The sequence below is a fragment of the Catellatospora vulcania genome, from assembly GCF_009720385.1.
In the GTDB taxonomy this organism is placed as follows: domain Bacteria; phylum Actinomycetota; class Actinomycetes; order Mycobacteriales; family Micromonosporaceae; genus Catellatospora; species Catellatospora vulcania.
In genome coordinates this window covers 14,391-37,816 of the sequence record NZ_ML769311.1, presented here as the reverse complement: position 1 = coordinate 37,816, position 23,426 = coordinate 14,391, and the positions used below count along the sequence as shown (strand labels likewise).

Annotated in this window: 16 protein-coding genes; 4 read left to right on the top strand and 12 right to left on the bottom strand. The window is 72.9% G+C overall.

What is annotated here, in order from left to right; all coding sequences use genetic code 11:
- Positions 1 to 61: 61 nt before the first annotated feature.
- On the bottom strand, positions 62 to 802 hold the full coding sequence (locus tag F6W97_RS18680) for a hypothetical protein (protein WP_155371652.1): 741 nt from the start codon (positions 800 to 802) through the stop codon (positions 62 to 64).
- Positions 803 to 985: 183 nt separating this feature from the next.
- On the opposite strand from F6W97_RS18680, the gene F6W97_RS18675 reads away from it, so the two are divergent.
- A complete protein-coding gene (locus tag F6W97_RS18675) occupies positions 986 to 1,840 on the top strand; it encodes a hypothetical protein (RefSeq protein WP_155371651.1) in 855 nt (284 codons plus the stop codon).
- Between the two features lie 10 nt (positions 1,841 to 1,850).
- Here the strand turns inward: F6W97_RS18675 and F6W97_RS18670 are convergent, their stop codons facing one another.
- Positions 1,851 to 3,101 carry an SUKH-3 domain-containing protein gene (locus F6W97_RS18670; RefSeq protein WP_155371650.1) on the bottom strand — a complete coding sequence of 417 codons (1,251 nt, stop codon included), beginning with the start codon at positions 3,099 to 3,101 and terminating at the stop codon, positions 1,851 to 1,853.
- 54 nt (positions 3,102 to 3,155) lie between these two features.
- On the opposite strand from F6W97_RS18670, the gene F6W97_RS18665 reads away from it, so the two are divergent.
- The 3 genes from F6W97_RS18665 (at position 3,156) to F6W97_RS18655 (ending at position 10,823) form a co-directional block, all read left to right on the top strand.
- Positions 3,156 to 9,308: a toxin glutamine deamidase domain-containing protein gene (locus F6W97_RS18665; RefSeq protein ID WP_456236810.1), complete on the top strand. Its 6,153-nt coding sequence runs from the start codon at positions 3,156 to 3,158 to the stop codon at positions 9,306 to 9,308.
- On the top strand, positions 9,296 to 10,399 hold the full coding sequence (locus F6W97_RS18660) for a PQQ-binding-like beta-propeller repeat protein (protein WP_155371648.1): 1,104 nt from the start codon (positions 9,296 to 9,298) through the stop codon (positions 10,397 to 10,399). The genes F6W97_RS18665 and F6W97_RS18660 overlap by 13 nt, the downstream gene beginning before the upstream one ends.
- Positions 10,400 to 10,469: 70 nt before the next feature.
- Positions 10,470 to 10,823, top strand: coding sequence for a nuclear transport factor 2 family protein (locus F6W97_RS18655; RefSeq protein WP_230686793.1), 354 nt, complete (start codon positions 10,470 to 10,472; stop codon positions 10,821 to 10,823).
- A 4-nt stretch (positions 10,824 to 10,827) separates the two neighbouring features.
- Here the strand turns inward: F6W97_RS18655 and F6W97_RS18650 are convergent, their stop codons facing one another.
- The 10 genes from F6W97_RS18650 to F6W97_RS18605 all read right to left on the bottom strand — a co-directional run bounded on the left by F6W97_RS18650 (position 10,828) and on the right by F6W97_RS18605 (position 23,394).
- The gene (locus F6W97_RS18650; protein WP_155371646.1) at positions 10,828 to 11,601 is read right to left on the bottom strand and encodes a TIGR03089 family protein; all 774 of its coding nucleotides are present in this window, start codon (positions 11,599 to 11,601) and stop codon (positions 10,828 to 10,830) included.
- Positions 11,602 to 11,696: 95 nt separating this feature from the next.
- Positions 11,697 to 12,503 (bottom strand): pseudouridine synthase, encoded by an 807-nt coding sequence (locus tag F6W97_RS18645; protein ID WP_155371645.1) that lies wholly within the window; start codon positions 12,501 to 12,503, stop codon positions 11,697 to 11,699.
- Positions 12,490 to 13,308 carry an SMC-Scp complex subunit ScpB gene (gene scpB / locus F6W97_RS40780; protein ID WP_155371763.1) on the bottom strand — a complete coding sequence of 273 codons (819 nt, stop codon included), beginning with the start codon at positions 13,306 to 13,308 and terminating at the stop codon, positions 12,490 to 12,492. Before scpB ends, F6W97_RS18645 begins: the two co-directional genes overlap by 14 nt.
- A 640-nt stretch (positions 13,309 to 13,948) precedes the next feature.
- Positions 13,949 to 14,998 carry a segregation and condensation protein A gene (locus F6W97_RS18635; RefSeq protein WP_230686809.1) on the bottom strand — a complete coding sequence of 350 codons (1,050 nt, stop codon included), beginning with the start codon at positions 14,996 to 14,998 and terminating at the stop codon, positions 13,949 to 13,951.
- A gap of 64 nt (positions 14,999 to 15,062) precedes the next feature.
- Positions 15,063 to 15,992 (bottom strand): ParA family protein, encoded by a 930-nt coding sequence (locus F6W97_RS18630; protein WP_155371644.1) that lies wholly within the window; start codon positions 15,990 to 15,992, stop codon positions 15,063 to 15,065.
- Positions 15,993 to 16,234: 242 nt separating this feature from the next.
- Complete coding sequence (gene ald / locus F6W97_RS18625) at positions 16,235 to 17,347, bottom strand: alanine dehydrogenase (RefSeq protein WP_155371643.1); 1,113 nt, start codon at positions 17,345 to 17,347, stop codon at positions 16,235 to 16,237.
- A gap of 228 nt (positions 17,348 to 17,575) precedes the next feature.
- Complete coding sequence (locus F6W97_RS18620) at positions 17,576 to 18,211, bottom strand: NUDIX domain-containing protein (RefSeq protein ID WP_155371642.1); 636 nt, start codon at positions 18,209 to 18,211, stop codon at positions 17,576 to 17,578.
- 38 nt (positions 18,212 to 18,249) lie between these two features.
- A complete protein-coding gene (locus F6W97_RS18615; RefSeq protein WP_155371641.1) occupies positions 18,250 to 19,953 on the bottom strand; it encodes a CTP synthase in 1,704 nt (567 codons plus the stop codon).
- Between the two features lie 40 nt (positions 19,954 to 19,993).
- A complete protein-coding gene (locus tag F6W97_RS18610) occupies positions 19,994 to 22,270 on the bottom strand; it encodes an alkaline phosphatase family protein (protein ID WP_196279223.1) in 2,277 nt (758 codons plus the stop codon).
- Positions 22,270 to 23,394 carry a glycosyltransferase family 4 protein gene (locus F6W97_RS18605; protein WP_155371640.1) on the bottom strand — a complete coding sequence of 375 codons (1,125 nt, stop codon included), beginning with the start codon at positions 23,392 to 23,394 and terminating at the stop codon, positions 22,270 to 22,272. The genes F6W97_RS18610 and F6W97_RS18605 overlap by 1 nt, the downstream gene beginning before the upstream one ends.
- Positions 23,395 to 23,426 lie beyond the last annotated feature (32 nt).

The window sequence follows — 23,426 nt, the reverse complement described above, 5'->3', positions numbered from 1 at the left end:
CCGCCCGATGCTAGTGCCAGCCGGCCGAACGCGGGCGCAGGCCTGTGGACAACTTCGTCGATCAAGCCTTGACCAGCACGTCGTCACGGATCGCGGCGAGCAGCCGGGCGCTGTCGTCCATGGACCGGCCGCCGTAGAACAGGCCGAGGCCGAGGCTGCCGTGGTCGATCCAGGCGCAGATCACCACCGGCGCGTCGCTCTGCTTGTCACGGGCGTTGCCGCAGCGCAGCTCGCCACCGCGCGGTCCCGCCGGGTAACCGCGCACCCCGGTCGGCCGGTCCTTGCCCGCGCCGGCGAGCGCGCCGTCCAGCTCACCGGCCGGGTCGAGGATGAAGCGGGTGGCCACCACGAGCACCACCGGCGCGTCCTTGCGCTTCGGCTCGTCGAGCTTGGCCACCTCGGCCCCGGTCACGTCCTGCTCGCGGTGGATCTGCGCGATCAGCTCGTTGGCCGCGGCCCTGACCTCGGGGCTGTCGTCGCGGCGCAGGCCCGCGATCGTGGTGCCGAGTTCGGCGCGCACCGGGTACTGCGCCCGGATCGGCGCGGTGACCACGGCGAGCACTCCGCAGCAGCCCAGGCTCAGCACGGTCAGCGTGCCGAGCACCCACGGCCAGCGCCGGCGGCGGGGCCGCTCCACGTAGACGACCTGCGGCCCGGCCGGCGGCGGTGGCACGGGCTGCCGGGCTGGACCCGACGCGAGGCGCTGCGGGATGGCGGCCATGCCGAGGGTGTGCGTGTGGCCGTCGCGGCCCGCCCAGGGATCGACGGGCGGGGGCAGCGGTGGCGTGGGGGTGTCGCTCACGCGCGGCACTGTACCGACGGCTTCCCAGCGCCGCACTCGGAGCACGAAAGCATCTCGTAAAACCCCTGGTCAGAAACAATCTTGAGAACAAGTCGGAGTAATTCGGGCTAAATCAGCACCACCCTGGGAGAAATCTGATAGCACCCCCTTTTACCTGGGCTAATGCCTTCCTAATATCGGCGAATGCCCCCGCATACCCCCCGTGATCAGCAAGAACGACGCACCGCCCGCACCGCCGGCTCCCCCGCCTCCGGTCGGCACCGCCGTGACGACGGCTGGCAGGCTCGGCACCGCAACGAGCCGTCCCGGGCGCAACGCCTGCTCGCACCCCTGCTCACGACCGCCGCGCTCGCCGGCGTCGGCGCCGTGGCCATCCTCTCCGGCGTAGGCCGACCGGCGACCGGCGAGTCGCCGACCGCCGCCGAGCTGCTGCCCGGCAACGTGGCCGCCTCGCCGGCCCTCGTCGCCGTCGGCGACGTGACCAGCGGCGCACTGCTCTACCGCATGCCGCAACTGCGGGCCGCCAAGGCCCCGGTGGTCAAGCCGAAGCCCAAGCCGAAACCCAAACCCAAGCCGAAGCCCAAGCCGGTGGTACGGGTCGTGCAGCTCGTCGCCGGCATGGACCGCAAGCAGATGGACAACGCCGCCGCGATCGTCAAGAAGGCCCAGTCCATGGGCCTGACCAAGTGGGCGATGATCGTCGGCGTGGCCACCGCCATGCAGGAGAGCCGCCTCTACAACGTGGCCAGCCATGTCGTGCCCGAGTCGCTGGACTACCCGCACCAGGGCACCGGGTCCGACCACGACTCCATCGGCCTGTTCCAGCAGCGCGCCAGCGGCAGCTGGGGCTCCGTCGAGGAGATCATGCAGCCGCAGTATGCGGCCGGCGCGTTCTTCCGCCGCCTCGTGCAGATCGACGGCTGGGAGGACATGTCACTGACCCGGGCCGCGCAGTCCGTGCAGATCTCCGCGTTCCCCGACGCCTACGCCAAGCACGAGGACAACGCGACCCTGATCGTCAACGCCCTGCTCAACTGAGCCCGCCGGCTCACCGGGCCGCCACGACGACCCCGTCGGAGCGCAGGCGGCCCGGCGTACGCCCGCCGGCCAGGTTGGCCAGCGCCTCGTCGACGTGCTCGCCGAGGAACCAGTCGCCGCCCTGGTCGAGCACGAAGAAGCGGTTGCGCGCGTCCACGACCAGGATGTTGAAGGCCGTCTCCGCGCCGATCGGGCACACCGGCACACCCAGCCGCTGCTCGAACGCCGCCAGCTCCGGCACGGGGCAGAACCCGTCCGGCAGGTTCAGGGTGAACTGCTGCGCCAGCCAGTCCTCACCCGCGACGGTGGCCTGCGTGGACAGCTGCGGGTAACGCGTGAAGACCGCGCGCGCGGCGGCCGCGGCCGCATCGTCGTGCCACGCGCCGTGAGCGTCGCGCGCCTGCGCGAGCAGCCGGTCCACCTGCGCGGGGTCCACCCCGCCGCCGGTCCAGCCGCCCTCGGTGAGCACCGCCGCCACCCGCGGTGGGAACCGGTCGGGGTCGGGCGCGGGGGCGGCCGCCACCGGCTCGCGCAGCTCGGTCCAGTCCACCGCCGCCGGCTCACCGCCCAGTGCCTGCCAGGCGAGGTGGCACGTGACGCAGCACGGCAGGTCCGGGCCCAGCCCGAGCGGCATCTCCGTCATCGTCGGGTAGCTGGTCGGCCGCCCCTCGGACAGCGCCGACCACATCGCCGTCGGATCCGGCGACCCGGTGCCCTCCCACTCGGTGAACAGCTTCGAGAGCAACACCAGCTCGGCGTGGCGGGCCGCGCCGCGCACCAGCCGCCCGGCCGGCTGGGCGGCCAGCCAGCCCGCCACCACCGGGTGGTGCACGGGCTCGGCGTCACCGCGGGCCGACACCGCCAGCGCGCTGACGTTCTGCTTTGTCAGCGCCATCGCGATCCGCGCCGGGCCGGGCTGCACCTGGGCCGCCTCGGCCCGGCTCGGCCGCGGCGGGCGGGTCAGGTGGGTCGCCGAACCCGGTTGGTACCGCGCCTTCACCTGCTCCGTCCCCCAGGCCGGGTAGTAGGCCAGCAGACCGCTGTGCCGGTCGAGCACGACCGTCACACCCGAACCGATCTCCGGCGGCCGCGGCGACGGCAGCGTCGGCATGGCCCACACGCACCAGCCGTGCGGGAACTCGTCGACCAGCCCGCGATAGGACTCCCCGCCCTGCAGGGTCGCCTCCACCGCGAGCCGCTCCGCCAGCCGCAGCGCGTCGTCGATCGTCGCCACGATGCCCTCCCCAGGGTGGTGTGTCATCGAGCCACGGTAGCGGTTGCGACCGATGTCTGGTGCGTGTGGACGGTGCCGGTTATGGTGTCGCCAGTCACCTGGGGAGGGGCTGTCACCATGCCGTTTCTGCCTTCACCGATCCCACATCCATTGAGTTTCTTCGATGCTCCGAGCTGGATGTGCACGGTACTGGAATGGGTGGTCGGCGTCGACTGGCCCGAGGGCGACGAGGCCGCCATGCGCGAACTCGCCGACGACTGGTATGCCGCCTCGTCCCGGATGGGCCCGCTGCTCGACGAGGCCGACGACGCCGCGCTCGCCGCGGTGGCCGCCGCGGGCGGCCCGGACGGCCAGGTCGCCGCCGCCATCCTGGGGCTGTGGTCGCGGCTCGGCCGCGCGCCCGGCGCCGGCGGCGAGGAAGCCGCCCTGGCCATGGTCGTCGACCTGCTGGACGACTTCGGCGCGCAGGTCGACGACGGCGCCAACCAGATCGAGGGTGTGAAGATCGAGTTCTATGTGGAGCTCGGCCTGCTGCTCATCGAACTGGTCGCCCTGGCGGCCGCGGCGACCGTCACCTTCGGCGCGTCGATGGCCGGCGCCGCGCCCGCCATGTACGCCACCCGCTTCGCGATCCAGCGGCTGCTCCGCCGCGCGGCCAAGGAGCTGCTGGAACGGGCCGCGAAGAAGTGCCTCAAGGACCGGCTGAAGGACCGCCTCGGCGACACCGTCAAGGACAGGATCAAGTCCAAGGTCGTGCGCCACCTCGGCGAGGAAGCCCTCGAAGAGGGTCTGCAGGAAGGGCTCACCTCACTGGGCGTGCAGGCCTACCAGGTGAGCGAGGGCAACCGCGCGGGCCTGAACGCGGGCGAGCTGGCCCTCGACACGGGCCTCGGCGCACTCGCCGGGGGCGTCGGCAGCGTCACCGGGCTCGGCCGGACCCGTGCCACGACCGCCTTCGGCCGGTTCGGCGAGCACGCGCTGCGCGGCGCGAGCGGCGACATGCTCGGCGAGGTCACCGTCGGCGTGGTCACCGGGCAGGGCGTGAGCCTGCAGTCGCTGGGCATGGCCGCGACCTCCGCCACGTTCGGCTCCGCGCTCGGCGACGGCCGGGTTGCCGTCGACGGGCGGCTGCACGGGGTGGAGCTGGGACTTTCCGCCGCATTCGGGCAGCCGGGCGGGACGGCCCTGCAGACCGCCGCGCCGCTCGGCCTGTTCGGCGATTCCGGGGTCGCCGCCTCCGCCGCCCTGTTCGCGGGCAGCGACGGTGAGACCGCACCCGTCTCCGCCGCGACCGTGCTCGACCGCCCCGGCGCGGCCGTCGACCTGTCCGGCGGCGGTCCGCCCCCGCCTGGAGCACCGGCCGATCCGGCAGGCCTGTTCGACGGGGGCGCCCGGGACGGCGGAGCCGGGGTCACGGAGCCGGTGGGCCCTGACCCGGATCCCCCGGACGGCAGTGCGCGTACGCCCATGGCGGGCCTGGCCGCCGAGGCGGCTGTGCTCGACCGGCCGTCCGGCACGATGCCGTCCTCGCCCGACCCGGCCGGTGCGGGACCGCCGCCCGGCACCGGCGGGTCGGCGGCGGCGGCCACCGGGTCCGGTGCTGCCACGGCGGGCAGTGGTGGCACCGGAGGTCTGCCGCACGGCTTCCTCCCGCCCGCCGTCGCGGCTCCGACCAGCCCGGTCCACCCAGGCCCGGCGATCGGACCGGCGCGGCCGGGCGTTCCGCCGACGGGTGGCAGGCCGCCGGTCGAACCGGCCGACGACGCCGACACCGACACCGACACTGACACCGCGACGGTGGCCGCCGCCGCGGTCGCCTCGTTGGGCGGCCCGCGCACCGGCCCCGCACGCCCCGGTCCCGCGGCCCAGGGCGCCGGCGACCGGCCGGTGTTCACCGCCAGGGTGGCGGAGAGCCGGGCCGAGCGCGAGGCCTACGAGAGCTACACCGCGTTCGGGCGGGCCCACGCGATGCGCCTGCGCTTCGACCCGCGCAGCCCGACGCTGCTGAACCGCCTGCGACGGCTGATCGGGCTCGCCCACGACGCCGGCCCGGCCGCCGCCGACCCCGCTCGGGCGGAGTACGAGCAGCAGATCGCCCCGCTGGAGGCGCGGCTGCGCACACTGCGGGACGGTCCGATCGACGGCCCGCTGCCGCACGAGATCGACGCCGACGCGTTCGCCGAGTTCCAGTTCATGCGCTACGGCGAGGACGAGCGGCAGCGGTTCCGGGTCGCCGACGGCGCGATCAACGAGCCCGACGACCGCTCCCTGGCGACCGGCCTGGACCATCCCCGGCCGGTCGAGACCAGCCGCCGCTACGGCGCGCCCGGCGGCCACCGCCGCCCGCTGGCCCTGCACCAGCAGGACGTCGAGCTGGCCGTGGAACGTGACGCCGACGGCCGGCCGCGCCGGTTCAGCGACCTGTTCGGGGAGTGGCCGCGCCGCACCAACGACGGCGGTCCGAAAGCGGACCCGACCCGGGCGGTCAACTGCCCTGACGTGGTCCTGTCGGTCCTCGACACGTGGCTGCACGGCAGGCCGCGGGTCGCGGCTCCGCGCACCGTCGACCGGTTCGACCCTGACCTGCTGCCGCTGGGCGGCGAGCCGGGCGGCGCGGCCCGCATCGAGGACGCCGTCGGCGCCCGCTTCCAGCAGCTCATGGCCGACCACACGAGAAGCTCCTACGACGAGGCCTGGCATCCACGCCAGGAGGCGTTCCGGACGCTGGAGTCGGCGCTGTCGGTGCAGGGCCATGGCGCGGTCGCGGTGCTGCTCATGGAGTACCCGAGCGGCAAGGCGCACGCCGTCACCGTGCACAACCAGCACGGGCGGATCGTGTACGTCGACGCCCAGGACAACGAGCGCCCCGTGTCGACGCACCGGCCCGGCGCCGCGGTCCGGATGGACGCGCTGCTGCTGAACGCCGACGCGCTGCCGGTCGACCTCGGCCTGCCACCGGGCCACTGGTCACGACCGGACACCCCGGTCCAGGACCCGGGCACCAGCCACGTCGAGGCCACCGGGCGCCAGCGGCCCTCCGCCGTGTTCGCCACCCCCGACCAGGTCAGGACCTGGGACACGCTGGCCGCCGGTGGGCTCGACACGCTGGTCGGCGAGCTGAAGGCACGCGACGACCTCAGTCTCGACCAGAAGCTGGCACACCTGCGCGAGGAGCTGTTCCGCGAAGTCGCGCCGCCGCCCTCGCCCGTGGGCGGTGACCTGGACACCAAGAACCTGCGCGTCTACGAGTGGCAGAGCGGCGAGCTGTTCGTGCACGCGGCGGCACTGATGCTGGACGACGCGGCCACCATCGAGATCGCGTACGAGCCGCACCAGCTGTTCACCCAGTACCGCGACGACGTGTCCGATCCGTACCTGGCCCACGCCGGGCCGGTGCCCGAGGGCATGACCCGGGACCTGGCCGACAAGACCGTGCTGTGGCGGGCGCTGTCCGGCCTGACCACCGACGGCGTCGAGCCGGCCGAGCTCGCCGCCGACGCGATCGACATGCAGGTCCGGCCGCTGCGCGGTGCGCTGGCCATGCGCGCGCGGCTGATCGACGAGTTCGGCGTCGACCCGGTCCGGGTGCGCCTGTGCCACGACGACCAGCCCCGGCACGTCCACTACGCGACCAGCAAGTTCCGCCGCGCCCACCTGGTGGCGCTGCCGCAGGTGCGCCGCGACGCCAGGCAGGCCCGCGCCACGATGGTCGCCGCGATGCGCGGGCACGGCGAGCGGGGCGCGCGGCGCGACGCCCGGGCCCGCGCGCTGGCCGAGCTGGTGTACGCCCGGCACGAACCCGACGGGCAGCCCCGCAGCTACGCGCTGCTGTGGGTGCGGCAGTCCGGGGTGCCGATGGGCGCGTTCATGGACACCAAGCCGGAGCTGCTGCGCCAGACCGTCGCCATGCTCCGCGAGACCGACCCTGACCGGCGCATCCTGCTGATCGGCGACGACCCGTTCGACGGCCGCCCCGAGCTGAAGGCCGCGTTCGACGCCGAAGGCGCGCTCGACGACGTCGACACCGAGACGCTGCGCCACTTCTGGGCCGCCGAGCGCCACGGCGGGCAGGCCCTCGGCCAGGGCGAGCAGGCGCTGTTCCTGCACCATCTGGACAGCGCCCGCGACATCGTGCAAATCGGCATGGAGAGCGGCGCGCTGGAGATCGCCGTCGCGCTCGGCGTGCCCACGGTTTACTTCCAGGGCCGCGAGCACGTCGGCGACAAGGGCGTGCGCTGGCAGCTCTACTGGGACACCTGGGAGTACGGCGAACGCCGCGACGTGCTCGGCGAGGACGGGCAGCCGCTGCTGTTCGCGTCCGGGCGCACCCGGACGGAGTTCGAGGCCCGCACCGGGCCGCTGCGGGCGCCGCTGGCGACCATCCACCGGGTCGAGTTCGGCCCGGATCTGCCCGACCCCGAGGACCGGCTCACCCCGCCGGTCGCCGTGTACCACCCGGCGACGGTGTCGACGGTGTCCGGCCGGATCGCGCGGCTGTCGGCCCGTGAACTGGACGGGTGGCCGCAGCGGCTGGGCCGGGACCGTTCGCTGCCCGGTGGCGGGGCGCCGTGGAACGCGACGGCTTGGGCGGACAGCCGCTACTGCGCCGACCAGGCCGACCGGTGGCTGCGTACGGTGCCGGGCGACATCGAGGCCGCGGCGCACAAGTGGAACGCCGTGCAGCGGGCCCTGTCGGGCGTGCTGCGGCCGGAGACGGCTGCCGCCTATCGGGAGGCCGGGCTGCACACCGACGCGGCGGCAGGTTCGGCCACCGCGGCCCGGCTGTCGCACGCCTACGCCGCCGAACCGGACAGCCGGCCGCGGGCTGTCACCGAGCACGTGCGGCGACTGCTGGCCGAGACGGAGCCGCGACGGCAGGCGAGCGAGGAACTCCGCCTGCTCCAGCTCGACACACAGGAACTCACCGCTCTGCGGCGGGCGATCGACCAGGCGGTGACCGCACGCGCCGAGCTCCGGCGGATGGAGCGCGACGAGACCACCCCGGCCCACACGCTGCCACATGGCCTCGATCGGCCGGAGGAGGACATGGTGGCTGAGGACAGTGGACCTGGCCGGGCGCGGGCGCTGCTCGACCGGGCGAGATCGGTGCGCGCCGACGGTGGTGCGGTGATCCCGCAGGCGGTAGCCGACCTGATCCACGGCGCGCAGGTGCTGCCGAACGGCCCGGACGGGCAGCCCGCGGTCGTCGACTTCGCCGCAGCCGCGCTCGGCAGGCCGGTGCGCCTCGCCGGGATCACCGGGTCGACGGGTGCGAAAGGCCTGTCCGGTGCGCCGGTCATGCTGGTGCGGGATGAGGAAGGCCGCAACGTCGGGGTGCTGAAGGCGTTCCCCGACGCCGAAGAGTTCGCCCGGGAGCTGTCGGCGCTGCAGCGGCTGCGCACCGGCGGCTTCAGCTGGTTCGGCACCCCTGCGGCGCTGGGCATCGCGGCGACGCCGCAACGCCACGGGGTGGTGGTGTCCGCGCTGGCCCCCGGTAAGGCGATCGACGACCTGATCACGGAGGTGGGCAGATCGACCGGTGCGGAGTGGGCACCCGCGTACGCCCAGCTCGAATGGTCCGTAGTCGGGGTGGGTGCCGCTTTGGCCGACCTGCACACCGCCGCCGAGGGCTCGGGTGCGCCGGTGGCCCGGGAGTTCCTGGACCGCCACGTCGCGGTGGTGCGCAAGTGGACCGGTCAGGTGGTGGACGTGATGCGGGCACTGCCGGACTCCCATGGGGACCTCGACGAGTTGACCCGCCGCGTTGAGCAGACCATCACCGAGGCGCGCGATGTCCGCGGCTGGGCGGCACTGGCCCACGGCGACGCCCATCCCGGCAATTTCTTCTGGCACCCGGAGCGCGGTCTCACCATCATCGACCTGCCGATGCTGCACTACGCCATGGACGGCGCAGGCAACCCGATCGGCGCGCCGGAACGCGATCTCGCGTACTTCGAGATCAAACTGGTGGACTTCGGCATGACCCTCGGTCTCAAGCCCGAGGAGCTGTCCCACCTGCGGCTGGCGTTCCGCAACGGCTACCGCGACGCGGGCGGCCCCGAGCCCGACCCCCGCCTCATGGCACTGTTCGGGGTACGTGGGGCGATCCACGTCCTCAAGGAGGTGCCGTATCGGATGGGCAGCAGCCGTCCGGATGACCACGCCGACTCCCTGTCGGACCTGATCGAGTCCCGGCTCCACCTGCTCAGGGAGGCACTGAAGTGGAACCCGTGAACGTGGTCTCGGATACAGCGCCGCTGTGGTCGGTCGAGCTACCCGCCCACGACGGGACGATGCGGGCCGAGGGCGTCGACGGTTGTCTCGTCATCGCCGAGGCCGCAGCCACGCTCATCGGCCCTGACGGCCACATCCGCTGGTCACATGAGCTGGGCAGCCATGGCAACTGGTATCCGCTCGTCAGGGACGGGCGTATGCACCGGATCGAGGACGATCGCATCGTGACCCGGGATCTCGCCACCGGCGAAGTCGTGGCCTCGTTCGACGGGGGGCCGCGGGCACACCGGCTGGAGTTCGACCCCTGGGGTGGGTTCGTCTTCCGCCACCTGGTCCGGCCGGATCAGCGAGAGGTGCGCCGGGTCGGCCTGGACGGCGAGCTGCACTGGGCCGTGCCGCTGCCCGGTCTCCGCGACGGCTACCGTCTTCGTGCCTTCAAAGACTTCGTGGTGTTCGACGTCGACAAGCGGCTGTATGCCTACGACCGTGACGGGGAGCTGCGCTGGGCAGCCTGGGCCTGGCCGGGGGTCCGGCTCGACCAGCCGGCGGACAAGGACGACCGCGTCAACGGCCTGTGGGACTACGACGCCAACCACCTGCTGGCACGCTTCGACTGGTACGCCGGGGGCGGCTACTACCTCGTGGACGCTTTCGGGGACGCACGCGAGTTCATCACGACACGGCAGGTCAGCGAGCCGCTCGCGGTGCTGCCCGGAGTGGCCGGCGGGCCGGTGCGCCTGGCCGTGCAGGGTCCCACCCGGCAGCAGCAGATGATCTACACCTATCCGATCTGGATGATCGAGGGCGACCGGGCCGTCTGGACGCACGACCTCGACGTCGCCCCGGTCACGCTCACCGCGGGCACCGAGGGCACGCTGATCGTGTCGGCGTCGCCGGACCAGCGGCGCTGGGACACCTACCACTGGCTCAGGCCACTCTGGCACGAGACCTTCGTGCGCTGCCTGAACGCCGACGGCACGACCCGATGGACCTGGTACGCCCCGGGAGTCATCACGCAGCATCCGGAGCTGGGCAGGGACGGCACGGTCTACGTCGGCGCGGCGGGCAGGTTGTACGCCCTGCCGGGATGACCGCTAGTTTCAGTGCCGAGTTCGGAATGCCCGGACCCGAACTGGAAAGCCGAGGTCGGCGATGGCGAGCATGCCGGACGCGACAGAGTTCAGCCGGCGCTGGGTGGCTGCGTGGAACGCGCACGACCTGGAAGCGGTGCTGGTGCACTTCCACGACGACATCGTGTTCTCCTCGCCGCTCGCGGCGCAGCTGTTCCCGGAGACCGGTGGCGTGGTGCGCGGCAAGGAAGCGCTGCGGGCGTACTGGGGCGAGGGCCTCAAGCGCCTGCCCGACCTGCACTTCACCGTCGAGGCCGTGTACGCCGGCGTCGAGACCATCGTGATCAACTTCCGGAACCAGCGCGGCGGCCTGGCCAACGAGGTGCTCGTGTTCGACGGCGATCGGGTCCGCACGGGACACGGCACCTACCTGCAGGACGCCTGACTGCTCAGATGACCCGGGTGATCCCCTCGGCGGCGATCCGGGCCTCCAGGTTGGCGCGGTCGAGGTTGGCGCACAGCACCACCGACGCGCCCGCCGCCAGCGGCGTCAGCAGCCACATCACCGGCTGCTCGTGCTTGGCGACGTCGACCAGCAGCCGGTCGCCGGCGTGCAGGCCGAGCTGGTCGGCGACGCCCTGGGCCAGCCCGCCCCACTGCCGGTAGGTGGTCCCGTCGGGGCTCGCGGCGTCGGTGCTGCCGATCGACCCGTACGCGGGCAGGCTCGCCGGGTGGCGGGCGGCGTCCGCGACGAAGTCCCGGTAGCCGTCCGGCACCTCGTCGAGCGGCGCGCCGCCGGGCGCGAGGCCGAGCACGTAGCGGTGCCGGGCTTCGGGCACCTGCTCCAGCCAGCTGTCCATCCGCTTGCGGCTGACGAACAACACGTCCAGCGGGTCGTTCTCGCCGACGCCCACGGGCGCGAGACCGGCGGTCGCCCACGGGCGGAACGACACGGCAGCCCCGATCGACCACGCGCCCAGCAGCACCGCGGCGGTCTGCCAGTGCGGCGGCAGCAGCACCGCGACCCGCGAGCCGGTGTCGAGCCCGCAGTCCTGGCGCAGCAGCCCTGCCGTCTGCGCGGCCAGGCCGCCCAGCTCGGCCGCGGTGAGTTCGGTGCGCTCACCGGTGGCGTCGTCGCAGTAGGTCAGCAGCGGACGGTCGGCGCCGGCCACCGCGTCCCCGCCGAGCAGGCCGGGCAGGTCGGTGACGGTCGTCGGCTGCATCGGGCGGCTCCCAGCGGTGTGCGGTCAGTGGTCTGGCCCACCATACCCACCGTCACGTCCACCCGGTCTCGGCCCGCGCCGTGGCGGCGGCCGGGTCAGTCCTCGTACACCTCGGGGACCTCGCGGATGGTGTCCTCCTGCGCCGCACCGCGGCCCTTGCGGTCCGTGATCTTGAACAGGGCGGCCACCTCGCCCGCGTTGAGGCGGCGGTGGCGGCCCGCCTTCAGGTCACCGAGCTTGATCGGGCCGATCGCGGTGCGCACCAGGCGCTGCACCGGGAAGCCGACCTGGTCGAACATGCGCCGCACGATGCGGTTGCGGCCCTCGTGGATCACGATCTCGATCAGCGCCTGCTTGTCGATGGCCTGGATGAGGCGGTAGTCGTCCAGCCGCGCCGACCCGTCCTCCAGCTGCACGCCGGCCATCAGCTCGCGGCCGACCACCCGCGGCAGCGGGCCCACGACCTCGACCAGGTACGTCTTGGGCACCTCGTAGGACGGGTGCATCAGCTTGTGCGCGAGCGTGCCGTCGTTGGTCAGCAGCAGCAGTCCCTCGGAGTCGGCGTCGAGCCGGCCCACGTGGTACACCCGGGCCGAGATGTTGCCGAGGTAGTCCGCGACGGCCTCGCGGCCCTTGTCGTCGGCCATCGTGGAGACCACGCCGCGCGGCTTGTTCATGGCCAGGTAGACCAGGTTCGCGTCGGTGACGATGCGCTGGCCGTCGACGTGGATGATGTCGGCGATCGGGTCGGCCTTGTCGCCGAGCTTGGCGACCTTGCCGTTGACGGTGACCCGCCGCGCCGCGATCAGGTCCTCGCTGGCCCTGCGGGAGGCGACACCGGCCTGGGCCAGGACCTTCTGCAGCCTCTCAGCGCCTTCAGTGCGTACTTCAGCGCTGCTCATCAGCGATCTCCTCGACGTTGTCAGGTAGGAAGGGAGCCAGCGGCGGAAGCTGCTCGACGGAGTCGAGGCCCAGCTTCTCCAGGAACAGGCTCGTGGTGCGGTAGAGGTAGGCGCCCGACTCGGGCTCGGTGCCGCACTCTTCGATCATGCCCCGGGTGACCAGGGTACGGATGACGCCGTCGCAGTTGACGCCGCGGATCGCCGAGATCCGCGAACGGGTGACCGGCTGCTTGTACGCGACCACGGCCAGGGTCTCCAGGGACGCCTGGGTGAGCCGCAACTGCTGCCCGTCCAACACGAACCGCTCCACGTAGGGGGCGTACTCGGCACGAGTGTAGAGCCGCCAGCCGCCGGCGGCCCGGCGCAGGTCGAAACCGCGGTTCTGGCGGGTGTACGCCGCCGACAGGTCGATCAGCGTGCCCGCGATCAGCTCGGCGGGCACCTCCAGCACCTCGGCGAGGGTCAGCTCGCTGACCGGCTCGTCGACGACCAGCAGGATCGCCTCCAGGGTCGGCACGAGGTCGCCCTCGGCCAGGCCGGGCGGCGGGGTGGCGAGCTTGGATCCGGCGTACGCGACCGCGGCCTCACCGCTGTCGTCGAGGCCGTCCACGTCGAAGCGCGGCGTGGTCGGCTCGTCCAGCCCGAGGGCGGCGGCCAGGTCGTCGACGGCGATGATCTCCGCGACGTCCTCGTCGTCCGATTCCTCCTGAGCCGTCCGCCCGACCGGGTCGTGCGCGGGCTCTGTCGCCTCGTCGGCGGGCTCTGCCGCCTCGCCCACGGGCTCGGTCGCCTCGCCGGCGGGCATGGCCGACTCGGCCGCGGGCTCGCTCGCCTCGGCGGCGGGCTCGGCGGATCCGCCCTCGTCCTCGCCCTCGGCGGCGTCCGCAGCCTCAGGCGCCGGACCGTCCTCGACCGCTGCCAGCGCCTCGGCGGCGTCCTGCGAGTCGGCCACGGCGAAATCCGAGTCGGCCCCGGCGAGGTCGCTCGTCTCGGGCGCGGCCTGCGCCTCGCCGTCGACCATGTCCAGGGCTTCGGCGGGGTCCGGCGCGATCTCGACCTCGGCGGCGTCCTCGTCTACCGGACCGGCGGGGTAGGCGGCCTCGACCCCGGGCACGTCCTCCTCCGTGTCCAGGGGACCCGCCAGGTCGTCAGGTCCGCAGTCGAGGCTGCTGCTGTCGTCCTCGTCGGGCTCCGGCGTCACCGGGGCGGCGTACACGGGCTCAGCGAGCGCGATGGGCTCGTCCGCCGGCGCGAAGGATTCCGCAGCGGCGTCTTCGGCCTCGCCGTCGGTGTCGTGCTCCTGCGCCGAACCCTCCGGGTCTGCGTCAGGAAGGCGCCCTTCCTCTACGGAATCCGTCGAGAAGGCGCCCTTGCTCTCTTCCGGGGTGGGGGTGCGGGCCCATGGGGGGACCCAGGCTGCGGCCTGTTGTTCCAGGGACTCGTTGTCAGTCATCGTCTTCTGCTCCCCCACCCTTGCCCGGCTGCCCCACCGAGGCCTCGGCTTCGTCCGCCGTCTCCTGCATGTCCGGTTCGGCCGGGTCGCCGTCCGGCTCGTCATCGTCCGGCTCGTCATCGTCCGGCTCGTCGCCGTCAAGGTCCTCGTCGTCGGTCTCGGCGCTGCCGGGCAGCTCGGGGGGCTCGGCGGCCAGGGCCTGTTTCGCCTCGTCGTCGCCGTCGTAGTCGTCGACCGCGAGGTCGCCTGCGGCCGTCTCGCCGCCGGTCCAGTGCACCGTCAGCTCGCCCAGCGCCAGCTCCTGGTCGAAGCCGACCAGGCCTTCGCGGTACAGCTCCAGCAGGGCGAGGAAGCGGGCGACCACTTCCAGGGTGTTCTCGCAGTCGGCGGTGAGCGCGCTGAACGTGGCGGTGCGCAGCTCGAACAGGCGGTTGCGCAGCAGTTCGGCATGCTCGCGGACGCTGACCCGGACCTGGTGGATGTGCGCGACGGAGACCAGCGGCGGGGCCGCCTTGGGGGTGAACGCCTTGATCGCGAGCTTGGCCAGCCGGTCCACCCCGATGCCCAGGATCAGGTCCGGCAGCGCCTCGGCGTACTGCGCCTCCAGCGCGACCGAGCGCGGCCAGCGGCGGCCGCCGGTGGCCTCCAGGTCGGCGATGAACGCGGCGGCCTGCTTGAACGCGCGGTACTGCAGCAGCCGGGCGAAGAGCAGGTCGCGGGCCTCCAGCAGAGCGAGGTCCTCCTCGCTCTCCACCTGGGCGGCGGGCAGCAGCCGGGCCGCCTTGAGGTCGAGCAGGGTCGCCGCGATGACGAGGAACTCGCTGGCCTCGTCGAGGTCCCAGTCCTTGCCCATGGCCCGGATGTGGGCGATGAAGTCGTCGGTCACCCGGTGCAGCGCGACCTCGGTGACATCGAGCTTGTGCTTGCCGATGAGCTGCAGGAGCAGGTCGAACGGACCCTCGAAGTTGATGAGCCGCACGGTGAAGCGGCCTGAACCGGACGGTTCAGCCGACTGCTCTCCGGCCGGGTCGGCCGTCACCACGGGATCGCTCACGTCGCAAGTATCCCAGCAGCTCAGTTCGCGGGTGCAGGCCGGTGGGCCCGGCTCACTTGCGGGCGGCCTCGGCGGCGATGACCTCGCGTGCGAGCTGCCGGTAGTTGCGGGCACCCGAGGAGGCGGGATCCAGCGACGTGATCGGCGCGCCGGCCACCGTCGACTCCGGGAACTTGACCGTCTTGGTGATCACCGTCTGGTACACCTTGTCGCCGAACGCCTCGACCACGCGCTGCAGCACCTGGCGGCAGTGGGTGGTGCGGCTGTCGTACATGGTGGCCAGGATGCCTTCGAGTTCCAGGTCGAAGTTGAGCCGCTCGCGCACCTTGTCGATGGTGTCCAGCAGCAGCGCGACACCGCGCAGGCTGAAGAACTCGCACTCCAGCGGGATGAGCACGCCGTGGGCGACGGTCAGCGCATTGATGGCCAGCAGGCCGAGCGACGGCTGGCAGTCGATGAGGATGTAGTCGTACTCCTTGCGCACCGACTTCAGCACCCGGGCCAGCGCCATCTCGCGGGCGACCTCGTTGACGAGCTGGATCTCGGCGGCCGACAGGTCGATGTTGGCGGGCAGCAGGTGCAGCCCGGCGACGTCGGTCTTGATGATGACGTCCTCGGCGGTCACGTCGTCCTGCATGAGCAGGTTGTAGACGGACAGGTCGAGGTTGTGCGGGTTGACGCCGAGGCCCACCGACAGCGCGCCCTGCGGGTCGAAGTCGACGAGCAGCACCTTGCGGCCGTACTCGGCCAGGGCCGCGCCCAGGTTGATGGTCGTCGTGGTCTTGCCCACGCCGCCCTTCTGGTTCGCCATCGCGATGATCCGGGAAGGTCCGTGCCGATCGGTCGGCATCGGCTCGGGGATCTCCTTGCGGGCGGTGTAGGCCGAAGGATCGGCCGGACCCAGGTCAGCACCGAGGTCCATGCGGGACTGTTCCGCCCGCAGCGTCGAGGTCCATGCCTCCGCGCGCCCGTTGCCTGCCATCTCCGCTACGCCCTTCCCGACGACATCCGTCCGGCCGGATGAGGCACCGTCGTGAGTGGGCCATCAGCTCCCCGACCGGCCGCATGCGTGTCGTCGTCGTCCGACTGTACGTCACCGACCACCTCGGTGCGCCGCCACGGCTCGGCGTGTCTTCACGATCCCGGCCGGACCTGGTCGCCGCGCGCTCCGCACAGCATGATGCCGGTGGCGCGTGGGCGCCACCGGCATCAGGAAAACACTGCTCAGAGCAGCGAGTCGACGTCCACGGCGGTGAGGCCGTGCGCCTCGGCCACCGGGCCGTAGGTGATCTCGCCGGCGTGGGTGTTCAGGCCCAGCTTCAGGGCGGGGTCGCGGCGCAGCGCCTCCTGCCAGCCGTGGTTGGCCAGCTCGACGGCGTACGGCAGGGTCACGTTGGTCAGCGCGTAGGTGCTGGTGTGCGGGACGGCCCCGGGCATGTTCGCCACGCAGTAGAAGACCGACTCGTGCACCTTGTACACCGGGTTGGCGTGGGTGGTCGCGTGCGAGTCCTCGAAGCAGCCGCCCTGGTCGATCGAGATGTCGACGAGCACGCTGCCCGGCTTCATCCGGGACACCAGCTCGTTGCTGACCAGCGTCGGGGCCTTCGCGCCCGGCACCAGCACCGCGCCGATGACCAGGTCGGCCTCCAGCACGGCGCGCTCCAGCTCGAACGCGTTCGACATGACGGTGCGGACCTGGCCGTTGAACAGCTGGTCGACCTCACGGAGCTTCTTGATGTTCTTGTCCAGCACGGTGACCTCGAAGGCCAGGCCGTGGGCGATGGTCGCGGCGTTCATGCCGGACACGCCCGCGCCGATGACGACGGCCTTGGCCGGGCGCACGCCGGGCACGCCGCCGGGCAGCACGCCCCGGCCGCCCGCGAAGCGCATCAGGTGGTACGCGCCGACCTGCGGGGCGAGCCGGCCGGCCACCTCGCTCATCGGGGCCAGCAGCGGCAGGGCGCGGTCGGCGGTCTCCACCGTCTCGTACGCGATGCCGGTGACCTTCTGCGTCATCAGCGCGTCGGTGCACTCCTTGGACGCGGCCAGGTGCAGGTAGGTGAACAGCACCTGCCCCTCGCGCATGCGGTGGTACTCCTCGGCGATGGGCTCCTTGACCTTGAGGATCAGCTCGCCGGTGGCCCACACCTCGTCCGCGGTGGGCAGGATGCGCGCGCCGGCCGCGACGTACTCCTCGTCGGTGATCGAGGAGCCCAGACCGGCGCCGGTCTCGATGACGACGTCGTGTCCGTTGCGGACGAACTCGTGTACGCCCGCCGGGGTGATCGCCACCCGGTACTCGTGGTTCTTGACCTCGCGGGGGATACCGACCTTCACGACTGCACCTTCCTCGATCCTGCGCTGTGCGGGAGGGCCGAACGGCGCCGTTGCCGCTGGTCTACCCCCCGCGGCGGCAGTCTAGGCCCGGAAAACAGCCCAAAGCGCCTGACAGGATGCAAGCTGATGACTCGTCGGCTTGACATGGTGTCAACGCGGCGCACTACCGCCCTGCGTTCACCCCAAGGATAGTGCCGAATCGGATATTTCCCGCTTACCGCCCGACCGTCATCGGGGCGGGAGGGGGGCGTCGGCGGGCCGGAGGTCCGTGAAGCCGGTGTCGCGGGCGCGGGCGGCGGCGAGCAGGCCGCCGACGGCCGGGCCGTTGGTGATGCGGCCGTCGAAGACCATGGCCACGGCCTCGTCGAGCGGCACGCGGTCGACCTGCATGTCCGCCTCCTCGTCGGTGCGGGCGTGGCGCTCGTGCTCGGGGATCTCGGACAGGTCGCGGGCCAGGAAGACGCGGATCATCTCGTCCGAGCAGCCGGGCGTGGTGAACATGTCCACCAGCAGGTCCACCCGGGCCGCGGTCAGGTCGGCCTCCTCGGCCAGCTCGCGCAGCGCCGCCGCGGCCAGGCCCTCGCCCTGCACATCGATCAGGCCCGCGGGCAGCTCCCACAGGTAGCGGCCCACCGGATGCCGGTACTGGCGGACCAGCACCACGCGGCCGTCGTCGTCCAGCGCGACCACCCCGACCGCGCCGACGTGGCGCACCACGTCCCGCCCCGCGACCGCTCCCCCGGGCATCGTCACCTGGTCGGTGACCACCCGGAAGATGTGTCCCTTGAACCGCTCGGTGCTGCCGACGACCTCGTACACACGATCTCCTGTCCACAGACGACGCTGGCCGCAGGCGAAGTGCATGCCTGCGACCAGCGTCGTTGTTCGGTTGTCCGGCCGGGTCAGCGCTTGGCGGCCACCGGCTCGGCCGCCTCGGCCACGCCGGGCAGCTGGTCGGCCTGAGCATAGGCGATCGCCGCTCCCACCAGACCCGAGAACAGCGGGTGCGGGTGTGTCGGGCGGCTCTTCAGCTCCGGGTGCGCCTGGGTGGCCACGAAGTACGGGTGCAGCTCGCGGTCCAGCTCGACGAACTCGACCAGCCGGCCGTCCGGCGAGGTGCCGGAGATGTGCAGGCCGGCCTTGGTCAGCGCGGGCCGGTAGGCGTTGTTGACCTCGTACCGGTGCCGGTGCCGCTCGCTGACCTCGGTCGCGCCGTACAGCTCGGCCACGATCGAGCCGGGCGTCAGCTTCGCCGGGTACGCCCCGAGCCGCATGGTGCCGCCCAGGTCGCCCTTGCCCGCGACGATGTCCTCCTGATCGGCCATCGTCGAGATGATCGGGTCCGGGGTCTGCTCGTCGAACTCCAGCGAGCTGGCCTTGGCGATCCCGGCCACGTGCCGGGCCACCTCGATGGCCATCGTCTGCAGGCCCAGGCACAGGCCCAGGGTCGGGATGCCGTTCTCCCGCGCGTACTTCACCGCGCCGATCTTGCCCTCGATGCCGCGCACGCCGAAGCCGCCCGGGATCACCACGCCGTCGACGTGCGCGAGGGCCTTGGCCGCGCCCTCGGCGGTCTGGCAGTCGTCGCTGGGCACCCACTGCAGCTTCACCTTGGCCCGGTGGCCGAAGCCGGCCGCCCGGATCGCCTCGGACACCGACAGGTACGCGTCGGGCAGGTCGATGTACTTGCCGACCAGCGCGATGGTGACCTCGTGCACCGGGTGGTGCACCCGCTCCAGCAGGTCGTCCCAGGCCGACCAGTCCACGTCGCGGAACGACAGGCCCAGCCGGCGCACCACGTAGGCGTCCAGGCCCTCGCGGTGCAGCACCTTCGGGATGTCGTAGATGCTCGGCGCGTCCGGGGCGGAGACGACGGCTTCGGCGTCCACGTCGCAGTACAGCGCCAGCTTGCTCTTCATGCCCGCCGGGATCTCCCGGTCGGAGCGGCAGACCAGCGCATCGGGCTGGATGCCGATGTTGCGCAGGGCGGCCACCGAGTGCTGGGTCGGCTTCGTCTTCAGCTCGCCCGACGGCGCCAGGTACGGCACCAGCGATACGTGCAGGTAGAAGCAGTTGTCCCGGCCCACGTCGTGGCGGATCTGCCGGATCGACTCCAGGAACGGCAGCGACTCGATGTCGCCGACCGTGCCGCCGACCTCGGTGATCACCACGTCCGGGGTGCGGCCGTGCTCGTCCGGCTCGGCCATGGCCCGGATCCGGGACTTGATCTCGTTGGTGATGTGCGGGATGACCTGGACGGTGTCGCCCAGGTACTCGCCGCGGCGTTCCTTGGCGATCACCGCCGAGTAGATCTGCCCCGTGGTGACGTTGGCCTTGGCCGACAGGTCACGGTTGAGGAATCGCTCGTAGTGCCCCACGTCGAGGTCGGTCTCGGCGCCGTCCTCGGTGACGAAGACCTCGCCGTGCTGGAACGGGTTCATCGTGCCAGGGTCGACGTTGAGATAGGGGTCGAGCTTCTGCATGACCACCCGCAGACCGCGAGCAGTGAGAAGTGTCCCGAGGCTGGAGGCCGTCAGGCCCTTGCCCAGTGAGGAGGCGACGCCCCCCGTAACGAAAATATGCTTGGTCGTCCGCGCTGCTACCACGGGGTTTCACCCTAACACGGGTCCGGCGTTCACCCGCGGGCTACGTGCCTGAAACCGCCTCGGGGGTGTCGTCGCTCACCGTCGCGGGCGTCGGCGGGCCCTGCGGAGTGTCGCCGTTCACGGCCCCGGGCCCGGCGGGCGCGTCCAGGGCGATCCGGGTGCGGTCGGCGGCGTGGCCGAGCACCCGCATCGCGCCCAGGGTGAGCACCGGGACCGCGGTGGCCGCCGCGGCGCCCATCACGTTGAGCGCCGCGCCGCCCAGCAACCCGCCCAGGATCGACGCCAGCCACATGCCGGCCACCGCCGCACGGATGGGCGGGTAGATGCCGTACAGCCGCTTGAGGCCGCCCCACGGGCGCATCAGCACCACCCACAGGAAGACCGCCGAGACCAGCGCCAGCACCGTGAGCGGGCTGGTCACCAGTGCGATCCGGTTGGCGTCGCCGAGCCGGCTCAGGGTCAGCGCGGAGGTGCCGTCGGACAGCTGGGTGAGGAAACGGCCGAGGCTGCCCTGCTGGTCCACCGGCTGGCGTACGTCGACCAGCGCGAACACCACGGTCACCGCCAGCCCGGCGAGCATGGCCAGGGCGAGCCGCTTGAAGGTGAGCCAGCCGCCGGGGCACAGTGCGGCGGTCAGGCATACGCCCGCGGTCAGTGCGACCGCCCCGCCCGCGTCCGCGCCCAGCGCCGGGATGCCCACCAGCAGCACGCCCGCCGCGCCGATCGCGCCGACCAGCAGCGGCCGGTTGCGCTGCGGCACGAGCTGGGCCAGCGTGCCCGAGGTGAGCAGCACTCCGGCGAAGAACACGCCCATGCCGACCATGCCGATGCCCGCGTACCGGGTGCCCTCCAGGGCCGAGTAGCCGGCCACGCCGTTGAGCTGCAGCCGCGCCCCGGTGAGCAGGTCGATGCCGACCACGGACGCGGCGATCGCGGCCACCACGCCGACCGGGCCGAGGGTGCGTCTGCGGTACACCGGCAGCCGGACCGTGACGAAGGTGAGCAGCAGGGTGATACCGGCCGTGACCAGGCCGAAGATCAGACCGCGGCGGCCGAAGCGCCACCACGGCACCACGCCGGTGATCAGCGCGGCGGGCAGCGCCAGCGACGCCGCGGTCAGCAGCACCTCCAGGACGCTCACCAGCCGCTGCGGAGGCGGGGTGGGCCCCGTCGGCCCGGCATGGCGGTAGCTGCGCCGCAGCAGCGGCACCACGGCCGTGAACAGGCCGATCTGCACCAGCGCCAGCAGCCAGAAGAACCAGGCCGACACGGTACGGGCGGCCGCGGCGCGCCGGTCGGCGTCGGTGCCCGCCGCGGTGGCCTGGTCGAGGTCCGCGGGACGTCCGTCGGCCAGCACCGCCGGGTGCCCGACCATGATCCGCTTGGGGATGTCGCGGTTGAGCAGGTTCAACGCGGTCGGCGCGAGGTCGACCAGCTGCAGGTAGCCGGCACGGCCGGTGGTGGCCGAGGTCAGGTAGCCGTGCTCCCAGCCCTTGCCTTCGGCGATCACCGCGTGCAGCCGGGAGCTGGCCTCGGTGTCGGCGACCCCGGCGACCAGCAGCGTCGAGTTCTTCGGCCGCGCCGCCACCAGCCGGCCGACCAGCTTGTCCGCCGCCGCCGCCTGGCGCATCCGCTGCGCCGGGGTACGGCCGTCGATCGCGCCCAGGTCCACGATGCTGAGCAGGCACTCGTTGAGCGCCTTCGTCGCGTCGGCCTCGGCCGGCAGCTCGGGCAGATAGCGGTCGACGCGGCCGTACGAGCGGGCCGCCGCGACCGCCGCCCCCGGGCCGACCGCCGTGGTGCAGCGCATCGACTGGGCGAGCGCCCCGGGCAGGGTGCCGAACGGCAGCTCCCGCTGGCGTTCCACGACCGCCTCCTGGTCGGGCAGGTACGCCCCGACCGCGTCCGGCCGCTCGATCGCCACGTCCAGCTTCGGACACTGCTGGGGCACGTCCGGGTTCGGCTCGGCGGCGCCCTCGGCGGGCTCCTCGCCGACCCCGGTCCGCTCGGCGTAGTTGCCCGCGCCCAGGGTCAGCCAGCCGTCGGCCGGGCAGGTCGGCGTGTGCGCGGACCGGGTCGACAGGGAGCCGATCGCGCCGCGCTCGGCCAGCCTCCACAGGTTCGGGGTCCGGTCGGCGTCGATGTCGTCCCAGCGCAGCCCGGCCGCGCCCGCGATGATCACGTAGTCGGCCTCGTCGTCGCGGACCGGACCGGCCGCCGCCGCGGACGGGGAGACGGTGCCGACCAGGGCCAGGCCGAGCAGCGCCAGCAGGGTCAGCAGGAGGGCCGTGGACAGGGGTGCCGGCCGGCGGAGCATCAGCGCTGCCCCGCACGGTTCTCGGCGGTCAGCTGCGCGTACACGGCGCGCACGCCCTCGATGCTGGCCTGCTCGTCGGGCCAGGTCGCGGCCTGGGCCAGGCCCCGCTCGGCCAGCCGCGACCGCGCCTGCTCGTCGCCGAGCAGCTTGCGCACGGTGCTGTCCAGCGCGTCCGGGTCGTTCGGCTCGATCAGCGACGCGCCGTCGCCGACCAGCTCAGGGATGCCGCCGACGGCCGTGGCGACCAGGGGCAGCCCGCCGCTGAGGGCCTCCTGCGCGAACAGCTGGCGTGCCTCCCAGACGCTGGTGACCACGCCGAGGTCGGCCGCCGCGATCAGGTCCCCGACGTCGGTGCGGTGCCCCAGCAGGGTGACCGGGGCGCGCAGCTGCGAGATCTGGGCGGCGAGGTCGAGGTAGGACGGGCCCTCGCCCGCGATGAGCAACCGCGGCACCGGGGACATGTCCCGCCAGCGCGCGGCGACGGAGACCAGCATGTCGTACGCCTTCTGCGGGTGCAGCCGGCCCACCGACAGCACCAGCGGCACCCCGTCGGCCACGCCGAGCCCGGCGCGCACCGCGGCCCTGCTGCGCCGGGTGCGCCGCAGCCGGGGGGCGGCCACCGGGGCCAGGCGTGCGTCGGCCGCGCCCACCGCGTGGGCCCGCGCGACCAGGTCGTTGGAGGCGCCGAGGGTGATCGCGGAGGAACGCGCCACGATCCGCTCGACCAGCGTGTGCACCCGGCCGCGCAGGCCCGCCCGCAGGGGCGCGTTGTGCCAGGTCGTCACCAGCGGGCAGGGCGGGCGGGACAGCGCCGCGGCCAGCCCGGCGCGCAGCCCGTGCGCGTGCACCACGGCGGGGCGCGACGCGGCCAGGAACTGGCGCAGCGTGCGTACCGCCCGCATGTCACTGGGGTGCAGCTCGGCGGGGATCTCGACGGGATGGAACTGCGCCCCGCGGTCGGTGAAGCGGAAATGCTCCTCGGTGCCGGCGGGACCGCACACGGTCACCTCGCACCCGGCCCGCGTCAGTCCCTCGGCCAGCCCGGCCACGTGCTGGCCGATGCCGCCCGTGCTGGAGGCGAGCAGCAGCACCACGCTGCCGGTCCATTCCGTCCCCGTGGTCAACGGTCCTCCTGCCCTCGCCCGCCGCGCCCGCC

Excerpts from the sequence above, each read along its gene's own strand:
- F6W97_RS18630 (WP_155371644.1), bottom strand. The coding sequence starts at position 15,992 with ATGGCAGGCAACGGGCGCGCGGAGGCATGGACCTCGACGCTGCGGGCG.
- F6W97_RS18665 (WP_456236810.1), top strand. The coding sequence starts at position 3,156 with ATGGTGTCGCCAGTCACCTGGGGAGGGGCTGTCACCATGCCGTTTCTG.
- F6W97_RS18675 (WP_155371651.1), top strand. The coding sequence starts at position 986 with ATGCCCCCGCATACCCCCCGTGATCAGCAAGAACGACGCACCGCCCGC.
- F6W97_RS18610 (WP_196279223.1), bottom strand. The coding sequence starts at position 22,270 with ATGCTCCGCCGGCCGGCACCCCTGTCCACGGCCCTCCTGCTGACCCTG.
- F6W97_RS18670 (WP_155371650.1), bottom strand. The coding sequence starts at position 3,101 with ATGACACACCACCCTGGGGAGGGCATCGTGGCGACGATCGACGACGCG.
- F6W97_RS18655 (WP_230686793.1), top strand. The coding sequence starts at position 10,470 with ATGCCGGACGCGACAGAGTTCAGCCGGCGCTGGGTGGCTGCGTGGAAC.
- F6W97_RS18645 (WP_155371645.1), bottom strand. The coding sequence starts at position 12,503 with ATGAGCAGCGCTGAAGTACGCACTGAAGGCGCTGAGAGGCTGCAGAAG.
- F6W97_RS18650 (WP_155371646.1), bottom strand. The coding sequence starts at position 11,601 with ATGCAGCCGACGACCGTCACCGACCTGCCCGGCCTGCTCGGCGGGGAC.
- F6W97_RS18620 (WP_155371642.1), bottom strand. The coding sequence starts at position 18,211 with ATGCACTTCGCCTGCGGCCAGCGTCGTCTGTGGACAGGAGATCGTGTG.
- scpB (WP_155371763.1), bottom strand. The coding sequence starts at position 13,308 with ATGCCCGCCGGCGAGGCGACCGAGCCCGTGGGCGAGGCGGCAGAGCCC.